The 17,491-nt window shown below is 60.4% G+C and carries 15 protein-coding genes; 11 read left to right on the plus strand and 4 right to left on the minus strand.

What is annotated here, in order from left to right:
• Nucleotides 1–127: 127 nt before the first annotated feature.
• The 3 genes from arfA to V8P77_RS09475 all read right to left on the minus strand — a co-directional run bounded on the left by arfA (nucleotide 128) and on the right by V8P77_RS09475 (nucleotide 3,704).
• Nucleotides 128–1,636 (minus strand): arabinosylfuranosidase ArfA, encoded by a 1,509-nt coding sequence (arfA, locus tag V8P77_RS09465; protein ID WP_335912013.1) that lies wholly within the window; start codon nucleotides 1,634–1,636, stop codon nucleotides 128–130.
• A 210-nt stretch (nucleotides 1,637–1,846) separates the two neighbouring features.
• Nucleotides 1,847–2,773, minus strand: coding sequence for an ArsR/SmtB family transcription factor (locus V8P77_RS09470; protein ID WP_011655028.1), 927 nt, complete (start codon nucleotides 2,771–2,773; stop codon nucleotides 1,847–1,849).
• 172 nt (nucleotides 2,774–2,945) lie between these two features.
• Nucleotides 2,946–3,704: an IclR family transcriptional regulator gene (locus V8P77_RS09475; protein WP_335912019.1), complete on the minus strand. Its 759-nt coding sequence runs from the start codon at nucleotides 3,702–3,704 to the stop codon at nucleotides 2,946–2,948.
• A gap of 159 nt (nucleotides 3,705–3,863) precedes the next feature.
• Between V8P77_RS09475 and V8P77_RS09480 the strand changes: the two genes are divergently transcribed.
• The 4 genes from V8P77_RS09480 (at nucleotide 3,864) to V8P77_RS09495 (ending at nucleotide 7,045) form a co-directional block, all read left to right on the plus strand.
• Nucleotides 3,864–4,571 (plus strand): 3-oxoacid CoA-transferase subunit A, encoded by a 708-nt coding sequence (locus V8P77_RS09480; protein ID WP_018483357.1) that lies wholly within the window; start codon nucleotides 3,864–3,866, stop codon nucleotides 4,569–4,571.
• The gene (locus V8P77_RS09485) at nucleotides 4,568–5,272 is read left to right on the plus strand and encodes a 3-oxoacid CoA-transferase subunit B (protein ID WP_335912022.1); all 705 of its coding nucleotides are present in this window, start codon (nucleotides 4,568–4,570) and stop codon (nucleotides 5,270–5,272) included. Before V8P77_RS09480 ends, V8P77_RS09485 begins: the two co-directional genes overlap by 4 nt.
• 9 nt (nucleotides 5,273–5,281) lie before the next feature.
• Nucleotides 5,282–6,487: a 3-oxoadipyl-CoA thiolase gene (pcaF, locus tag V8P77_RS09490; RefSeq protein WP_335912024.1), complete on the plus strand. Its 1,206-nt coding sequence runs from the start codon at nucleotides 5,282–5,284 to the stop codon at nucleotides 6,485–6,487.
• Between the two features lie 75 nt (nucleotides 6,488–6,562).
• A complete protein-coding gene (locus tag V8P77_RS09495; protein WP_335912025.1) occupies nucleotides 6,563–7,045 on the plus strand; it encodes a GNAT family N-acetyltransferase in 483 nt (160 codons plus the stop codon).
• Here V8P77_RS09495 and V8P77_RS09500 read toward each other — a convergent pair whose 3' ends face one another.
• Nucleotides 7,046–7,954: a LysR family transcriptional regulator gene (locus V8P77_RS09500; protein WP_335912027.1), complete on the minus strand. Its 909-nt coding sequence runs from the start codon at nucleotides 7,952–7,954 to the stop codon at nucleotides 7,046–7,048.
• A gap of 243 nt (nucleotides 7,955–8,197) precedes the next feature.
• Here V8P77_RS09500 and V8P77_RS09505 point away from each other — a divergent pair, with 243 nt between their 5' ends.
• The 7 genes from V8P77_RS09505 to glgX all read left to right on the plus strand — a co-directional run bounded on the left by V8P77_RS09505 (nucleotide 8,198) and on the right by glgX (nucleotide 17,485).
• Nucleotides 8,198–9,490, plus strand: coding sequence for an ABC transporter substrate-binding protein (locus tag V8P77_RS09505; protein WP_335912029.1), 1,293 nt, complete (start codon nucleotides 8,198–8,200; stop codon nucleotides 9,488–9,490).
• Between the two features lie 2 nt (nucleotides 9,491–9,492).
• Nucleotides 9,493–10,455: a carbohydrate ABC transporter permease gene (locus V8P77_RS09510; RefSeq protein ID WP_335912031.1), complete on the plus strand. Its 963-nt coding sequence runs from the start codon at nucleotides 9,493–9,495 to the stop codon at nucleotides 10,453–10,455.
• Nucleotides 10,452–11,309: a carbohydrate ABC transporter permease gene (locus tag V8P77_RS09515; RefSeq protein ID WP_335912033.1), complete on the plus strand. Its 858-nt coding sequence runs from the start codon at nucleotides 10,452–10,454 to the stop codon at nucleotides 11,307–11,309. The genes V8P77_RS09510 and V8P77_RS09515 overlap by 4 nt, the downstream gene beginning before the upstream one ends.
• A 38-nt stretch (nucleotides 11,310–11,347) precedes the next feature.
• Nucleotides 11,348–12,841, plus strand: coding sequence for a sulfatase (locus tag V8P77_RS09520; RefSeq protein WP_335912034.1), 1,494 nt, complete (start codon nucleotides 11,348–11,350; stop codon nucleotides 12,839–12,841).
• A 173-nt stretch (nucleotides 12,842–13,014) separates the two neighbouring features.
• The gene (locus V8P77_RS09525; protein WP_335912036.1) at nucleotides 13,015–14,229 is read left to right on the plus strand and encodes an MFS transporter; all 1,215 of its coding nucleotides are present in this window, start codon (nucleotides 13,015–13,017) and stop codon (nucleotides 14,227–14,229) included.
• Nucleotides 14,230–14,430: 201 nt separating this feature from the next.
• A complete protein-coding gene (locus V8P77_RS09530; protein WP_026265610.1) occupies nucleotides 14,431–15,225 on the plus strand; it encodes an SDR family NAD(P)-dependent oxidoreductase in 795 nt (264 codons plus the stop codon).
• 103 nt (nucleotides 15,226–15,328) lie between these two features.
• Complete coding sequence (gene glgX / locus V8P77_RS09535) at nucleotides 15,329–17,485, plus strand: glycogen debranching protein GlgX (RefSeq protein ID WP_335912037.1); 2,157 nt, start codon at nucleotides 15,329–15,331, stop codon at nucleotides 17,483–17,485.
• The last annotated feature ends 6 nt before the right edge of the window (nucleotides 17,486–17,491 follow it).

The following is a 17,491-nucleotide window of genomic DNA, read 5'->3' on the forward strand; positions in this document are numbered from 1 at the left end:
GCAGAGGCATCAGGACCTGAAAGTCCAGAGCCTCAGTGAACCATCCCTCCGGCTCCCTGCCTCCTCGCAGCGAGCCGAATATCTTCAGCCGGGGCGTGCCCCAAATGGGCTACCCCGGCGGTAGCTGTCACACCGACAGCCGGATGACGTTGTAGGAGAACGGTTTCAACGCTGCCCGCAACCGTCCATCCTCAATCTTTCCACTCTCGACATTGACTGGGGCGACGGTCTGCGGCCGCGCTGCCGTGTTGACGGCTTCCAGATCACCGTGGGTCATTTCCACCTGCTCGACCACGCGGGCATTTCCGAAGCCTTCCAGCCGCACATCGAGATCGAGCGCCGTGCTCGGATGGCGGTTGACGGCAAAGAAGGTCAGCGTCCTGCCGTCCTCGGAATGGACTGCCGATACGTCGAGATAGGGGACGTCGTTCTCCTCGTCGCTATCATAGGTCGGGCCATCGACGATCAGCTGCAGCGCCGTTCCACGGCCATATCTGGAGGCGTAATAGAACGGGTAATAGATGGTCTGGCGCCATGCCGCGCCACCGTCCTCGGTCATGATCGGGGCAATGACGTTGACGAGCTGCGCGATGCAGGCGATGCGCACCCGGTCGGAGCGGCGGATGAAGGTGTTCAAGATGCCGCCGACCTGCAGCACGTCCTCGAAATTATAGATGTCTTCCAGGAGATGCGGCGCATCCGGCCACTCGTCGCGCGCCAGGATCTCCTTGTCCTGCTGGTTGGAATGATACCAGACATTCCATTCGTCGAAGGAAATGCCGATCGTCTTCTTCGAGCGCTTTTTCGCCTTGATGTAGTCGATCACGCCGCCGATGGTGGTGATGTAGCGGTCGAGCTTCGTCGCGCGGGCGAGATAGTTGAGGGTATTTTTCTCGCGGTTGGCAAAGTACATATGCAGCGAGATATGGTCGGCGCTGTCATAGCACTGCTCGAGGACTTGCGCTTCCCATTCGGGATAGGTCTTCATGTCGGAATTGGACGAGCCGCAGACCACGAGTTCAAGCGACTTGTCGAAGCCGCGCATGGCCTTCGCCGTCTCATCCGCCAGCCGGCCATATTCATAGGCCGACTTGTGGCCGACCTGCCAGGGGCCATCCATCTCGTTGCCGAGGCACCACAATTTGACATCGTGCGGATTGGACCAGCCGTGCTTGCGGCGCAGATCCGACCAGTAGGTGCCGCCCGGATGATTGCAATATTCGAGGAAATTGCGGGCGGCATCCAGGCCGCGTGAGCCGAGATTGACGGCAAGCATCGGCTTGGTGTTGGCCTTCTTGCACCAGTCGACGAATTCGTTGACGCCGATCTGGTTGGCTTCGCGGGTGCGCCAGGCAAGGTCGAGGCGCACCGGGCGCTCGGCGCGCGGGCCGACGCCGTCTTCCCAATTATAGGCCGAGACGAAGTTGCCGCCGGGATAGCGGCAGTATGGCGTGTCGAGCTCACGGACCAGATCGAGGACATCGCGGCGGAATCCGTCCTCATCGGCGGTCGGATGTCCGGGCTCATAAATGCCCCCGTAGATCGCCCTGCCGAGATGCTCGAGAAATGAACTGTAGAGCCTGGAATCAATGGTCGCGATGCGGAAATCGCGGTGAACCACAACGTTCGTCTTCAACGGATCCTCCCGTTTATATATCAGGTATTTTGTTTTCTTGCCTCTAACTTGATATCAGGAATGTTGTTCTGTCAACCAAGTTGCGACTTTAATCATACTAATAGGAATTTCAGAAAAAATTGTGTAATTACAGTTGTTTGGGCGATTTTATTCGCGACCCGAACTGGAAAGAATCGTGATATTTAAATCAAGATTTCCGATTTCGATTTTTTATACATGCAGCCGCATGATGATGTCGCGTCCGTGATTTCCGAAGCCGCGGCCGAAAATATTGACGCCGCCGGTATGGCCGGCATTCTCGGCGATACCGACACGGAGCCGGATGGAAGAGTGCTGGGCAAGCGCGAGATCGCTGAGCGTGACATTCGAGGCGGCGATACCGTCGATGAAGGTGCCGCGCGTGGATATCCGCCAGGTCTTCATCATCCCATATTGCGAGCCCTCGAGCTTCCACCAAGCCGGAGTGAAGGCGCCGCGCTTGTCGCCATAGTCGCCGGGCGACGTCCAGGTTCCGATCGCCATTCCATTGACCCAGAGGGTTATATCGGAAGGCCAGTCCGGATTGGTGCCCGGCACCTCGGACGACAGCTCAAGCGAAAACTCGATGGCGCGGATATCTTTATTCAACACCTTGGCATTGTTGGGGAATTTATATTCCACATAGCCCCTGCCGAACCAGACAAGCCCGGCCTGCATACGTTGTGGATCCAGAAAATAGTCGGGCACATCGAGCGGACCGATGACGCTCTCGGTAGAGCAAAGACCGCACGGCGCATGCACGTCACAGCTGGTATAGAGCCCGACCGGCATCTCGACTTCGATGATATTGTTGGCCCTTTGGGCCGCACTTTCCTCAAAGCTGATCAGAATTTCGCTGTAGATCGCCGAGCAGATCTTCTGGTTTCCCTTGCGGGCCTTTGTCAGCTGGGAATCGACAAGCCGGGCATCTTCCAAAATCTGGATCCCGGTAGCGACAGTCGATTGAGGAAGAGAAAGGGCACGCGCGATATCGTTGATATTCATCGGCCCTTTGGCGCAAAGCAGCTTGAGCATCTCCAGCCGCGCCGGCGCCGAAAGCGCGCGTATCGCATCATTATTCTCGCCGGCGGCAATCGTCAAAAACGAGCGTTCCATCATTCCCCCACCATTTCCGATGAAATGATGTATATCGGAAATTATGATACATCAAGTGGGAATGCTTCGACGGCTTGATTGTTATTGTTGAGAAAGATGTCGTTGGTCCGTGAGCCCGGCAGATCCCCAGCTGGGTCACGGCGCGGGCCCGCAATATGCGCTGCGTCGGCCACCGTCACCGCCGCAGCAGAGGCCGCAACGCGGCCTGTGTTTCCTTCAGCAGCGGCAGATAGCGTTCCTTCATCTCCGCCGCCGGCACGAGGGCGGCCGGCGCGCCGATGTTGATTGCCGCGACCGTTTCGCCGCGGTCGTTGTCGACAGGCACCGCGATGGAGCAGAGGCCGATCTCCAGCTCCTGATCGATGATGGCATAACCCTCGGCGCGGACACGCCGGAACTCGGCGATGAGGTCCTCGGGGTCTGTCTTGGTATTCGGCGTGTTTTGCTTCAGCTCGCTGCGGGCAAGGATGGCGCGCGCCTCGCTCTCGGCCAAGGCCGCAAGCAGCACGCGGCCCATCGAGGCGCAGTAGGCGGGCAGGCGGCTGCCGGGGGTGAGGTTGATCGACATGACGCGGCGCTGCGAGGCGCGGGCGATATAGACGATGTCGGTGCCGTCGAGCACCGAGGCCGAGGCGCTCTGCCCGGCCTTTTCCGAAAGATGATCGAGATGCGGCTGCAGCAGCGCCGGCAGCGGCGTCGCTGCGAGATAGGCATGGCCAAGGCGCAGGATCTTCGGCGTCAGCGTGAAGAATTTGCCGTCATAATCGGCATAACCGAGCTCGGCGAGCGTCAGCAGCGAGCGACGCACGGTGGCGCGGTCAAGCTCCGTCAGCTTGGCGGCCTCGGCAATCGAAAGCCGCTGCCGGGTTTCGCCGAAAGCTTCGATCACCTTCAGGCCGCGGGCAAAGCCGCTGACGAAATCCGTTTCGCGCATGGGTTCGGTCTCCAATGGATTCACTTCATTTTGTGCGATATACGAACAAATGTCAAATATCGCACAAATATATTGTCGCTTGACCTGCCGCGCTTTATGTCTACGGCAGAGGGCGGGATGGAGAGTTCCCGGCCGCATCTAGCCAAGGAGAGATCCCGCATGGACAAGACAGTCGGGAGCACGGCGGAAGCCGTCTCTGAGATCGGGGATGGCGCGACCGTCATGATCGGTGGTTTTGGTGGCTCGGGCGCGCCGATCGAGCTCATTCATGCCCTGATCGACAAGGGCTCCAAGAACCTTACCGTGATCAACAACAATGCCGGCAACGGGCGCATCGGTATCGCTGCGATGATCGATGCCGGCATGGTGCGGAAGATGATCTGCTCATTCCCGCGTTCATCGGATCCGCGCGCCTTTACCGACAAATATCTGGCCGGCGAAATCGAGCTCGAGCTGGTGCCGCAGGGAACGCTTGCCGAGCGCATCCGCGCCGGCGGGGCCGGCATCCCGGCTTTCTATACGCCGACGGCCTATGGCACCGAACTGGCCAACGGCAAGGTCATCGCCGAATTCGACGGCCGCCATTACGTGCAGGAGCGCTGGCTGAAGGCCGACTTCGCGATCGTCAAGGCTGCGATCGGCGACATCCAGGGCAACCTCACCTACAACAAGGCCGGCCGCAACTTCAATCCGCTAATGTGCATGGCGGCAGCAAAGACCATCGTCCAGGTCTCATCCATCGTGCCGGCCGGCGGCATCGATCCCGAGCAGGTGGTGACACCGGGCATCTTCGTCGACCGCGTCGTTGCCGTTCCCAATCCCCAGCAGGAAGAAGAGCTCATTCGAGCCGGAGTGGCCTACGTATGACCATCGATATCAGCCCCATTAACACCCGCGAAGACATCAAGCTTTCCAACGCGCAGATCGCCTGGCGCGCCGCGCAGGACATTGCCGACGGCGCCTATGTGAACCTCGGCATCGGCTTTCCCGAAATGGTCGCCCGTTATCAGCCGCCCGGCCGGCAGGCGATCTTCCACACCGAAAACGGCATCCTGAATTTCGGCGAGCCGCCGGCAGCCGGCGAAGAGGACTGGGATCTGATCAACGCCGGCAAGAAGGCGGTGACGCTGAAGCCGGGTGCCGCCTTCTTCCATCACGCCGACAGCTTCGCCATGGTGCGCGGCGGCCATCTCGACGTCGCGATCCTCGGCGCCTATCAGGTTGCCCAGAGCGGCGACCTTGCCAACTGGCGGGTGGGCAGCAAAGGCGTGCCGGCCGTCGGCGGCGCCATGGACCTGGTGCACGGCGCCAAGCAGGTCTGCGTCATCACCGAGCACGTCACCAAGACAGGCGAGCCGAAGCTGGTGGAAAAATGCACCTTCCCGCTGACCGGCGTCGCCTGCATCACCCGCGTCTATACCAGCCACGCCGTCATCGACATCGTCAAGGGACGTTTCGTCCTGCGCGAGAAGCTGGCCGCGATGTCACAGGAGGAACTGCAGGCCATGACCGGCGCGCCGCTGCACCTCGAGGGGCCGGTTGCCGACCTCGTCGTCCCCAAACTCTGAGGAAAAGCCATGACCGAAGCTTTTATCTGCGACTATATCAGAACGCCGATCGGCCGCTTCGCCGGCTCGCTCTCCCAGGTGCGCGCCGACGACCTCGGCGCAATCCCGCTGAAGGTGCTGATGCAACGAAATGCCGCCGTCGACTGGGACGCCGTCGACGATGTGATCTTCGGCTGCGCCAACCAGGCGGGCGAGGACAACCGCAATGTCGCGCGCATGTCGGCCCTGCTCGCCGGCCTGCCGATCGCGGTTCCCGGCACGACAATCAACCGGCTCTGCGGCTCCGGCATGGATGCGGTGATCACGGCGGCGCGCGCCATCCGCGCCGGGGAGGCCGAGCTGATGATCGCTGGCGGCGTCGAAAGCATGTCACGCGCGCCCTTCGTCATGCCGAAGGCCGAGACGGCTTTCTCGCGGGCCGCCGAAATCCACGACACGACGATCGGTTGGCGCTTCGTCAATCCGCTGATGAAGAAGCAGTATGGCGTCGATTCCATGCCGGAGACCGGCGAGAATGTTGCCGAAGACTATCATGTCAGCCGCGAAGATCAGGATGCGTTTGCGGTGCGAAGCCAGGCGAAGGCGGCCGCCGCCCAGGCGAACGGACGGCTGGCGAAGGAGATCACGCCGGTGAGCATTCCGCAGCGCAAGGGCGATCCCGTTGTCGTAGAGAAGGACGAGCATCCGCGCGCAACGACGATCGAAACGCTGGCGAAACTCGCCACACCTTTCAAGAAGGAAGGCGGCACGGTGACGGCAGGCAATGCCTCCGGCGTCAATGACGGGGCGGCCGCACTGATCGTCGCTTCCGAAGCGGCGGCGCGGAAATATGGCCTGACGCCGATCGCCCGCATCCTCGGCGGCGCGGCTGCCGCCGTTCCGCCAAGGGTGATGGGCGTCGGGCCGATCCCAGCCTCGCGCAAGCTGATGGCACGGCTCGGCATGACCGCGGACCAGTTCGACGTGATCGAACTCAACGAGGCCTTTGCCAGCCAGGGGCTAGCGGTGCTGCGCGCGCTCGGGATTGCCGATGACGACGCACGCGTGAACCGCAATGGCGGCGCGATCGCGCTTGGCCATCCGCTCGGCATGTCGGGCGCACGCATTACCGGCACGGCAGCGCTCGAGCTTCTGGAGACCGGCGGACAATACTCGCTGTCGACCATGTGCATCGGCGTCGGACAGGGGATTGCGATCGCACTCGAGAGAGTTTGAGATCGGGACGCTTCCAACTTTGCCGGAGGCTGGCTACCCGTTGCGTGGCGCGCCCGGTTTCGTTAGAGATCGGGCATGCTGATCCGACCTGCAGACGAGAACGATCGAAGCGCCATCTGGAGGATCATCGGTCCGACGATCCGCGCCGGCGAAACCTATGCGCTCGATCGCGATCTGACCGAAGCCGATGCGCTCGCCTACTGGATGGGGCCGGACCGCGAGACCTTCGTCGCCGAAGAGGATGGCGTGATCCTCGGCACATATTACATCAAGACCAATCAAGCCGGTGGCGGACGGCATGTCTGCAATTGCGGCTACATGACCGATGCTGCTGCGAGCGGCCGCGGCGTCGCCCGCCGGATGCACGAACATTCCCTCGACCATGCCCGCCTGAGGGGCTTTCGGGCCATGCAGTTCAACTTCGTCGTCAGCAGCAACGAGCGCGCGGTTCAGCTGTGGCAATCTCTTGGCTTCGATATCGTCGGCCGGCTTCCTGGTGTCTTCCTTCATCCGACGCGAGGTTACGTCGACGCATTGGTGATGTTTCGCATGCTTTGATCACGCAGTTTCAGCGAGCGAGAATTCAGGCAACGCCAACAACGGCATCGAACCACGCACCAGACGCAGGAAATCGCGGACCGCAGATTTTTCGAGTGCACGCGGAGAATAGATTGCACCCGATTCCTGTACCCGGCCGTGGTCCTGGAACATCACCGGTCTGATCCCGAACCCATCGAACAATTTCGCAAAGCCGCTGGAGGCGGCCATCACCAGCGGCGAACCCTGCATGATCAACAGAGCCTGCAACATGGAATCCACACGGACCGCAAAATCGCGGGTCTGACGCTCGAGTTGACCAGGCCCTTCGTCATCTCCGTAACCGGGGCTGATCCAGCGCTGACGCAGAAGATCATCGAGGGTGACAGTCGCCGCTTTGGCCAATTGGTGATCCCTATCGCAGTAGATGTAGGTTGCCTGTCTTGCCAGCGTTTCGAACTCGACCTGCATGACGGCTTCATATTTGTAGGAGAGCGTTCCGAAGACGAGATCGTAGACGCCGTGCCGCATCCCCTCGAAACGCGTGCCGTCATCGGCTATCTCGACGTGGACGACGACACCCGGATGCGTCCGGCTGAAGGCTTTTATGATGCCCGGCAATATGACGAGCCCCCAAAGATCGCCGGTGGCTATGCGAATAACGGCCTTGGCGCGGCCCTGAAGATGTTCGATCTCTTCTTTCGCTTCATCGAGCGCCGGCAATATCCGCACCGCCCGGCTGTAAAGGGCTGAACCGTAAACGCTTAATTCGACGCCGGCTCCGGTCCTGTTGAACAGCGGAACACCGTAGCTGTCTTCGAGTTGCCGGATAGCGCGGGAAAGCGCCGGCTGCGAAATATTCAGCTTCTTGGCGGCACGCGAGATCGATCGCTGGTTTGCCACTTCGACAAATTGGCGTAGCTCCCGCATCCGTCTCTCTCCCTATGCGAATTATGCATAACATATAGCATGTTTGCATTTGACCTCAGCACCATCTGCGCCACATTGTACACAACAATAGTAGACTAATTCTGGCGTGCCAAGAGCGACGAAAGCCCATCATGTACGGGATTTCGTGCTCATCGGCACGTTTCGACGGATGCTCTACACAGAAGAATAAGCCTTCGACAAGGAAATCGGAGCGCGGGATGGGGATAGAAGGAGGAGGAACCGATGTTTAAAAACGGCATAGGCCGGCAGCTGATTTTCGCCGCGACGACGGCGGCGTCGATGATCTTTGCGATCGTTCCATCGGCAGCGCAGGACAAGGTCCAGCTGACGTTTCGTCAATTCGATCCCCCGACCGAAATTCAAGGCCTGATTGCCGCCGTCGACGCCTGGAACTCCGGTCATCCCGATGTCCAGGTCAAATTGGAGACGATGTCGGGCGGCGACACACTTGCCCAGTTGGCGCGCGAAATTCCCGCCGGTGCGGGACCGGATGTTCAACAGCTGGCTTTCGTGTGGACGCGTGATCTGGCGCGATCGAAGCTGCTGCTCGATCTCAGTCCTCTCATCCAATCGAATGCGCCGGGAGCTGGCACCGACGATTTTCTGGCTCTCGACCTCGCCACCCTCGACGGCAAAATCTTCGGCCTGCCATGGACGGCAGATACATTCTCAATGGCCTATCGCCCGGATCTCCTACAGGCAGCAGGTGTTTCAAACTTTCCGGATAGCTGGGACGATCTTGCGGCAGCTGCCAAGACATTGACCACCGAAGGTGGCGGAACCGAACAATACGGGTTCTGCTTCCCCGCAGGCAGCGCACCCGACAGTGGCATGTGGACACTTGTGAATTATTACCTCTGGAGCAACGGCTCGACCCTGGTCACGGAGGGAAGCCCGGGGAAATGGAAGGTGTCGGTGACGCCGGAGCAACTGGCGGCGGCGATGAACTATTTCAACCAGTTTTTCGTGGACGGAACAGCGCCGGAAAATCTCATCACCGTGAATGCGTGGGGCGATCCGGAGCTGATCGGGGGGCTTGGCCGAGGCGATTGCGCGATCACTTTCTTTCCGCCGCAAACCTTCAGGGCCGCCCAGAAACAATCGGACAAGCCGCTGCTGACGGCACCAATCCCGAAAGGGACGGAGAAGCGCATCTCCCATCTTGGCGGACGTGCGCTGGGTATCAATCCCAACACCAAGCATCAGAAGGAGGCCTGGGAGTTCGTCAAATATCTGGTCGGCCCCGAGACCTTCAAAACCTATAACCAGTATCCCTCGCAAAAGTCGCTGCTTTCACAGCTCCAGTTTCCGCCGGCCGAGCAGGGCTATGTGACGATGCTTCCGTTGGCGCAGACCTTCGAGCGGTACATCTCTTCCCCGATCAAGGTGTCGAGCATGACAGCCCTTATCAATCGTGAGTTCGGCGCCGTATTCTCCGGGCAGCGCAATCCTGATGAGGCTGCGGATGTCATCATCAAGGAGCTCAACGACTTGCTCGCCCGCGGCAAGGACTGACCATGTCTGTTTCCGCAAACCCGGACGGCGCGCTGGCCAAGCGCGCCGAAAGACGAGGATCATTCCGGAGTTGGCATTTCGAGCCTTATGGCCTGGTCATGCCGGCGATACTCATCCTGGCAATCTTTTTCGCCGGCCCGGCATTCTACAATATCGCGCTCAGCTTTCAGGACCTCAGCCTTTTCGATCTGGGAAAGGAGGGTCGGTGGGTCGGTTTTGCCAACTTTGCCACGGTCCTCAAGGATGAAGGAATTGCCGGCGCGTTGTTCAACACGGCTTTCCTGCTGACATTCGTGACGGTCGTCATTCGATTGGCCCTCGGACTTGCGCTCGCGATCCTTCTCAACGCCGAGGTCTTTGCCAGATGGCGCATCGGCTGGCTTGTCCGGTCGCTGGTGCTTGTCCCATTTGTAACGCCGCCGGTCGTCGCCGTTGCCGCCTGGAAGTGGCTGCTCGATCCCCGCTATGGCGCGGTCAACCAGCTTCTCCTGTCGACAGGGCTCATCGACAGGGGAATTCCGTTCCTTTCCAGGACGTCGACGGTCTGGGGCGCGGTCGAAACCATGTTGATCTGGCGCGAGCTCCCTTTCGTCATCATCACCTTTCTCGCGGCGCTGCAGTCGATTCCGAGGGAACTGAGGGAAGCGGCCCGCATCGACGGTGCGTCCGAGTTTCAGATACACCTGCGCATCATCCTGCCGATGCTGAAACCTGTCATCGCGGTCGTCGCACTGCTGACGACGATCTGGACTTTCAACAATTTCGTCTACGTCTGGCTCGCCACCCGAGGCGGGCCGGGCGATTACACGCAGGTTCTGGCAACGAAGATGTATACGGTCTCGTTTGTCGACTATCGCGTCGGCGAGGGTGCCGCAATCGGCGTTCTCATGAGCCTGATGATGTTCGCCTTCGCGCTCATCTACCTCGGGGTTCTCTCCCGCAGGAAACGGGGAGCGTCGTCATGAATGTTTCGATGACGCATCGAGCGCGGCACATCAGGTTTGCAAAGGATCTAATCACCGTCATTCTGGGTCTCGGCCTGCTGCTGATTTTGGCATTCCCCTTCATTTGGGTGGTGCTGATTTCCTTCCGTCCGGACAAGGAGATCTTCACCCGGACGTTTCAGCTGTTCACCAGCGTCACCCTGGAAAACTACTACACGCTCCTTCAGAACTCGCCGTTCCCGAGCTACCTCAGGAACAGCCTCGTCGTCTGCACGATCTCGACTGTTGCGGCCGTTACCATCTCGCTGATCACCGCCTATGGCTTTTCGCGCAACCGCGATTTCCGCGGCCGCGGCCTACTGCTGATCCTGGTGATCTGCACGCAACTGTTTCCCTACGTGATCCTGATCACGCCGCTTTACTCGATGTTTTTCGCCGTCGGCTTGATCAACAGTCCGCTGAGCCTGGTTCTTTCCTATACGGCGATGAACCTGCCATTCGCCATCTATCTGCTTCTCGGCTACCTCGACACAATTCCCCAGGATCTCGACGAGGCGGCCAAGCTCGACGGCGCTTCGACGATGCAGATCATCTTCAAGGTCATACTGCCGATCGCCTGGCCGGGTGTGGTGACGGTCGCGGTCAACGCCTTCGTGTCGGCGTGGGATGAATTTCTGTTTGCCCTGACACTGATGACAGCGGACGAAAACAAGACCGTGCCGGTCGGGCTTGCCGGCTTTTTCGGCGAATACACCACCCAATGGAATCTGGTGATGACGGCATCGGTGATTTCGACGCTGCCCACGCTTGTCCTTTTCATGCTGCTTCAGCGAAAGCTCGTCTCCGATCTCGCGGCCGGTGCGGTGAAGCTGTAGCGGTGTGAACGCCTCGAACGAACATCGAAGGTCCTTCCATGAACATCATCCTCGTGCTTATCGACAGCGTTAACCGCAATGCTCTTTCGGCCTATGGCGGAACCGAGTTCGCGACGCCGAATCTCCAGTCTTTCGCCCAAAAGGCCTGGCGTTTCGACAATCACTTCGTCGGCAGCCTGCCCTGCATGCCGGCGCGGCGTGAGATTTTTGCAGGCTTCAGCGGCATGCAATGGCGTCCTTGGGGACCACTTGAACCCTTCGACCTTCGTCTGCCGAAATTGCTGGAGAGTGCGGGTTACACTACCGCGATCGTCACCGATCACTATCACTATTGGGAGGAGTCGGCGAACGGCTACATCCAGAGCTTCCAAAGTGCGGAATTCATTCGAGGGCACGAACTGGATTTCTGGGAGCCGCTCGTGCCGGAGGCGGATCTGCCGCAATGGGCGCACAATATTGAGAAATGGCGCCCGGGCTATGGTCATCGCTACTTTTCCAATGTCGCGAATTTCAAGGAAGAGTCTGATTTCTTCCCCGCCAAGGTCATGACATCAGCGAGCGAATGGCTCGCCAAGCCGAAGACCGGAAAGCCGTTCTTCCTGCAGGTCGAGTCCTTTGACGTGCATGAACCCTTCGATGTGCCGGAGCCCTATGCATCGATGTACGGCGACGGTGCGGCGCGTGACCGCTTCACGCTGTGGCCGCCCTATCAGGATGCGGCACGCCAGGCGGAGTTCATGAGCCAGGCGAGGCCCGAGGAACTGGCTTTCGTTCGCTCGCAATATGGCGCCAAACTGACGATGACGGACCGGTGGCTGGGCAAGCTGTTCACCACCCTGGACGAACTCCAACTCTGGGACGACACGGCCGTTATCGTCACCACCGATCACGGACACGACCTCGGCGAACGCGGCGGTTATGGCAAACAGTTCCCGCATTTCGATAGCCACGCGAACATTCCGCTGCTCGTCTGGCACCCCGGCTTCCAAGCCAATGGCGGCGCGATTGAAAATCTGACGTCGACCGTCGATCTCTTCGCCTCGATCCTGGCGATCGCCGGCGTCGAACCGCCACGAAAGACGCACTCGCATTCATTTCTGCCGCTTCTCAAAGGAGATACCAGCAACGCGCGGAACGCCGTCATTTACGGGACATTCGGGCAAGGCATCTGCTGCACCGATGGCGAATGGACGCTGATCCAGCCGCCAGATCGCGAGAAACCGCTTTACGCCTACTCGACCATGCTGCCGACCACCATCGAGCCGCAGGACAAGCCGGTTGATCATGGCTACTACATTCCCGGTATCGACATGCCGCAATGGAAAATTCCGATCACCCCCGACGGCCCCGGAGACCGGCGGAACCTGGACAGCCAGCCACTGCTATTTAATCGACGCAAGGATCCAGGGCAAAAGCACGACCTCTGGCAGGACCGGCCCGAAGAGCGAGAACGAATGTTGCATCTTATGCGGCAAGTCATCGAGCAGTATGGCGCACCGGCCGAGCTTTTTAACAGGCTGGGATTGGGCTAGCTTCGAGGATCAGAGCGCATTGCCGATAGGGCCTTTGCCGATTCGACTTAAAAAAGATGTGAGTGCGCTGTCGAATCCGCCGCGGCCCAAACGTCTTGAGATCGCAGGCGTAAAGTGCGGTAGGCTTGCCGCATGCGCCGCGATCACTCTGTCGGCATGGAGGTTATGAAGCCATGGGTGTTTCCTATCGTTGGGTCATCGTCGCTGCGGGCGCATTGATGACATGCGTTGCGCTCGGCGCGATGTTCTCGCTGGCGATCTTTCAGGAGCCGATTGCAACGGCGACCGGCTGGTCGCATGTCGGCATAGCGAGCGCGATGACGCTGAACTTCATCGTCATGGGTTTCGGCGGCTTCTTCTGGGGGGCGGCAAGCGACCGCTTCGGCCCGCGCGTGGTCGTGCTGATAGGCTCCGTTCTGCTCGGCCTGGCGCTGGTGCTGGCGAGCCGGGCCGAGACCCTGCTGCAGTTCCAGCTGACCTACGGCATCCTTGTCGGACTGGCCGCCAGCACGTTCTTCGCGCCGATGATCGCGGCGACGACCGCCTGGTTCGACGAAAACCGCGGCCTTGCGGTGTCGCTGGTTTCCGCCGGCATGGGCGTTGCGCCGATGACGATCTCACCCTTCGCGCGCTGGCTGATCTCGGCCTATGAATGGCGGCCGGCCATGCTGATCATCGGCATCGCTGCCTGGGTGCTGCTCGTTCCGGCCGCTCTGCTGGTCAGGCGCCCGCCGACCGAGACCGCCGACAGCGGGACCGCGTTCGCGGCTGACGGCGCCCGGCCGCAACTGTCGAAAGTCTTTCGATCGCCGCAATTCATCGTGCTTGGCCTGACCTTCTTTGCCTGCTGTGCGGCCCATTCCGGGCCGATTTTCCACATGGTGAGCTATGCGACGATCTGCGGCGTGGCACCTATGGCGGCTGTCAGCATTTACAGCGTCGAGGGGCTGGCGGGACTGGGCGGCCGGCTGCTCTATGGCAGCCTTGCCGACAGGATCGGCGTGAAGCCGGTGCTGGTCGCCGGCCTGCTGGTGCAGGCGGCAGCGCTCGCGACCTATCTCTTCGTCAGCCGGCTCGGCGAATTCTACGCACTCGCCATCGTCTTCGGCAGCGCCTATGGCGGCGTGATGCCGCTCTATGCGGTGCTGGCGCGGGAATATTTCGGCCAGCGCATCATCGGTACCGTCCTGGGCGCGGCAACGATGCTCTCCAGCCTCGGCATGGCCTTCGGCCCTCTGATCGGCGGCTGGATCTTCGACACATTCGCCAATTATTCTTGGCTGTTCATCGGCTCTGCGATGGTCGGTTTGGGAGCGGCGGCGATCGCGCTGGCATTCCCACCCCTTGTCCGTCGGGAGCCGCAGCCGGTCTTTGACGCGGCTCCGTAACCAGACCCTCCTCGGTTCTTGCTGGCTTCAGGGCGGCCCTCGGTGACGATGGCGCCGCCCGCGTGAGATCATCCAGCATTCCCTAAGAGCGACGCAAATCTCGCCTTTTCGTGCATTGCCCTTCGTCGATTTCCCCTGATAAGACTTCTCCTATTCGTTTCATCACCTATGTCCTTGGTTTTTCGGGAGGCAATCGTCGCCATGGTCGAACTTGCGCAATCGCTCGCATCCATCAAGTTGCCGGACCTGTCCGGCAAGGCGGTGCTGATCACCGGCGCCTCGACCGGGATCGGCGCGGCGCTCGCCCGCGCCTTTGCCGCTCAAGGGGCCAAGGTCGGCGTGCATTACAATGCCAGCCGCGAACCGGCGGAGAAGCTTGCAGAGGAAATCCGGGCTGCCGGCGGCACCGTGCATCTGATCCAGGGCGACGTTTCGAGGGAAGGGGAGACCGAGCGTGTCGTCGACGAGACGGCGAAGACCTTCGGTCATCTCGACGGGCTCATCAACAATGCCGGCGGCATGCTCGGGCGCAAGCCGACCTCGGAATATACCGATGCGCATTATGCGGCGGTCATGGACCTCAATGCCCGCTCGGTGCTGGCGGCAACACGTGCGGCGCATCCCTGGCTGAAGAAGCAGGGCGGCTTCATTATCAACACAACCTCGATCGCCGCGCGCAACGGCGGCGGCAATGGTGCGATCCTTTATGCGGCGTCCAAGGGATTCGTCTCGACGATCACGCGCGGGCATGCCAAGGAATTCGTCGCCGACAGGATCCGCGTCAACGCGGTAGCGCCGGGTGTTATCGCGACACCCTTCCACGAACGTTATACCAATGACGAGCAGATGGAGTTGCAGCGCAAGTCGATCCCGATGGGTTTCGTCGGCACGTCGGAAGATTGCGTCGGCGCCTATCTCTTCCTCGCCTCGCCGACGTTGTCGGGTTACATCACCGGCCAGATCATCGAGGTCAATGGCGGCCAGCTGATGCCGTAAACGCTTCGATCGGCGAGCAAGATCCTTCGCTTTCCCTTTTAAAAAGGGAACTTTCGAACGGCCGTGACGTTTCCCGCTTGGTCTTTTCAGCAAGCGGGGCACCATGAGCTTTTCATTTTCGGAACTCGACTTCCTCAAGCCGGAGCTGGGAGCGGAGTATACGGGTTCTGGCACCCATTTCGCGGTATTCTCCGCCCATGCGGAACAGATGGAGCTCTGCCTCTTCTCGTCTGACGGAAAGAATGAGATCGCCCGGCTGCCACTGCCGAAACGCGAAGGCGACATCTGGTCGGGCTATATTGCCGGCGTCGGACCGGGCACCGTTTACGGTTATCGCGCTCATGGTCCCTATGACCCGCAAGCAGGCCATCGCTTCAATCCGAACAAGCTCCTGCTCGACCCCTATGCCAAACAAGTGACGGGCGAGCTCAAATGGGATGACGCGCTGTTCGGTTATCAGATCGGCGAGGACGACCTTACCTTCGATGAGCGCGACAGCGCACCCTTTACGGTGAAGGGCGTGGTGCAGGATCCGGACTTCGACTGGGCGGGTGAAGAGGCGATCCGCCGTCCGTGGCCGGACACCATCATCTATGAGGCGCATGTGCGCGGCCTGACGATGACCCATCCGAAAGTGCCTGATCGTTTGCGCGGTACATTTCTCGGCATGTGCAGCGATCCGATTATAGACCATCTCGTCAAGCTCGGCATTTCCGCGATCGAGCTCCTGCCGATCCAATATTTCCTCGACGATCGCTATCTCCTGGAAAAGGATTTACGCAATTACTGGGGCTACCAGACGCTCGGTTTCTTCGCGCCCCAATCCCGCTACCTCTCCGGTGACAAGATCACCGAAATCAAGACCATGGTGAAGAAGTTCCATGCCGCCGGCATCGAAGTCATCATGGACGTGGTCTATAACCACACCGCCGAAGGCAGCGAAAAAGGCCCGACGCTGTCCTTCCGCGGGCTCGACAATGCGAGCTATTACATCCTCTCTCCCGACGATCCGCGCCACACCTTCGATACGACGGGCACCGGCAATACGCTGAATGTCGCCAACCCGATGGTGATGCGCATGGTCCTCGACAGCCTGCGCTACTGGGTGGGCGTTATGCATATCGACGGCTTCCGCTTCGATCTTGCCAGTACGCTCGGCCGGCAGGATCTGGAGTTCGACCGGCAGGGCGGCTTCTTCGGCGCCATCCGGCAGGATCCGATGTTATCGGGCGTCAAGCTGATCGCCGAACCCTGGGATATCGGCGAGGGCGGTTATCAGGTGGGCGGCTTCCCGCATCCCTTCCGTGAGTGGAACGACAAGTTCCGCGATGACGTGCGCCGTTTCTGGAAGGGCGATGGCGGCATGGTGTCGGAGGTGGCGGCGCGCGTCACCGGCTCGGCGCTGCAGTTCAACCATTCCGACCGGGGCGCGACCTCCTCGATCAATCTTCTGTCGGCCCATGACGGCTTTACGCTGATGGACACGGTCTCCTTCAACGACAAGCACAACGAGGCGAACGGCGAGGATAACCGGGACGGCCATTCCGACAATCATTCCGACAACATGGGCGCCGAGGGTGCGACGGATAATGCCGATATCAATGCCGCGCGGGCACGGCGGCGGCGCAACATGATGGCGACGCTGATGCTCTCCCAGGGCGTGCCGATGATCCTGGCCGGCGACGAACTCGGCAACAGCCAGGGCGGCAATAACAACGCCTATTGTCAGGACAATGAAATCGGCTGGACCGATTGGGCAGGGCTCGACGACCCCTTCCTCGATTTCTGCCGGCAGGCCGTCGCCTTCCGGAAGGCTCACCCGGTGCTGCGGCAGGAGCGGTTCCTCACCGGAGAGGTCAGCGAGGATGGGCGCATCGAGATCGCCTGGTACAAGCCGGACGGCAATTTCATGGATGACGGTGCCTGGAACGACGACGGTTTGCAGGTGCTCGGCGTCTATCTCTCGAGGAGCGTGCATGCGCCGGACACCGAGACGATGGACGACCTCTTCCTCATCTTCAATGCCGGCGGCGACTGCGAGGTTCACCTGCCTGTGGTCAACGGACTGAAACAATGGTCGAGGGTTCTCGATACTGGAACGGAGACGGAGGCCTTCGAGGTGCACGATGAGGACAATCCGGTCATGGTCTATGCCCAGAGCGTGGCGGTCTTTGCGCCGAAAGGACAGACCCAACCGCCGGAGGGGGCAACCAAGGCTCAGCGCCGCCGGTGGTTCCAGTTCGGCCGCCGCAGCAAATAGCGGGTC

The organism is Rhizobium aouanii, assembly GCF_037002925.1.
GTDB lineage: Bacteria > Pseudomonadota > Alphaproteobacteria > Rhizobiales > Rhizobiaceae > Rhizobium > Rhizobium aouanii.

Bases quoted from the DNA above. Each gene is read 5' to 3' on its own strand.
- V8P77_RS09470 (WP_011655028.1), bottom strand. From the start codon at position 2,773: ATGATGGAACGCTCGTTTTTGACGATTGCCGCCGGCGAGAATAATGAT.
- V8P77_RS09475 (WP_335912019.1), bottom strand. From the start codon at position 3,704: ATGCGCGAAACGGATTTCGTCAGCGGCTTTGCCCGCGGCCTGAAGGTG.
- V8P77_RS09480 (WP_018483357.1), top strand. From the start codon at position 3,864: ATGGACAAGACAGTCGGGAGCACGGCGGAAGCCGTCTCTGAGATCGGG.
- V8P77_RS09485 (WP_335912022.1), top strand. From the start codon at position 4,568: ATGACCATCGATATCAGCCCCATTAACACCCGCGAAGACATCAAGCTT.
- pcaF (WP_335912024.1), top strand. From the start codon at position 5,282: ATGACCGAAGCTTTTATCTGCGACTATATCAGAACGCCGATCGGCCGC.
- V8P77_RS09495 (WP_335912025.1), top strand. From the start codon at position 6,563: ATGCTGATCCGACCTGCAGACGAGAACGATCGAAGCGCCATCTGGAGG.
- V8P77_RS09500 (WP_335912027.1), bottom strand. From the start codon at position 7,954: ATGCGGGAGCTACGCCAATTTGTCGAAGTGGCAAACCAGCGATCGATC.
- V8P77_RS09505 (WP_335912029.1), top strand. From the start codon at position 8,198: ATGTTTAAAAACGGCATAGGCCGGCAGCTGATTTTCGCCGCGACGACG.
- V8P77_RS09510 (WP_335912031.1), top strand. From the start codon at position 9,493: ATGTCTGTTTCCGCAAACCCGGACGGCGCGCTGGCCAAGCGCGCCGAA.
- V8P77_RS09515 (WP_335912033.1), top strand. From the start codon at position 10,452: ATGAATGTTTCGATGACGCATCGAGCGCGGCACATCAGGTTTGCAAAG.
- V8P77_RS09520 (WP_335912034.1), top strand. From the start codon at position 11,348: ATGAACATCATCCTCGTGCTTATCGACAGCGTTAACCGCAATGCTCTT.
- V8P77_RS09525 (WP_335912036.1), top strand. From the start codon at position 13,015: ATGGGTGTTTCCTATCGTTGGGTCATCGTCGCTGCGGGCGCATTGATG.
- V8P77_RS09530 (WP_026265610.1), top strand. From the start codon at position 14,431: ATGGTCGAACTTGCGCAATCGCTCGCATCCATCAAGTTGCCGGACCTG.
- glgX (WP_335912037.1), top strand. From the start codon at position 15,329: ATGAGCTTTTCATTTTCGGAACTCGACTTCCTCAAGCCGGAGCTGGGA.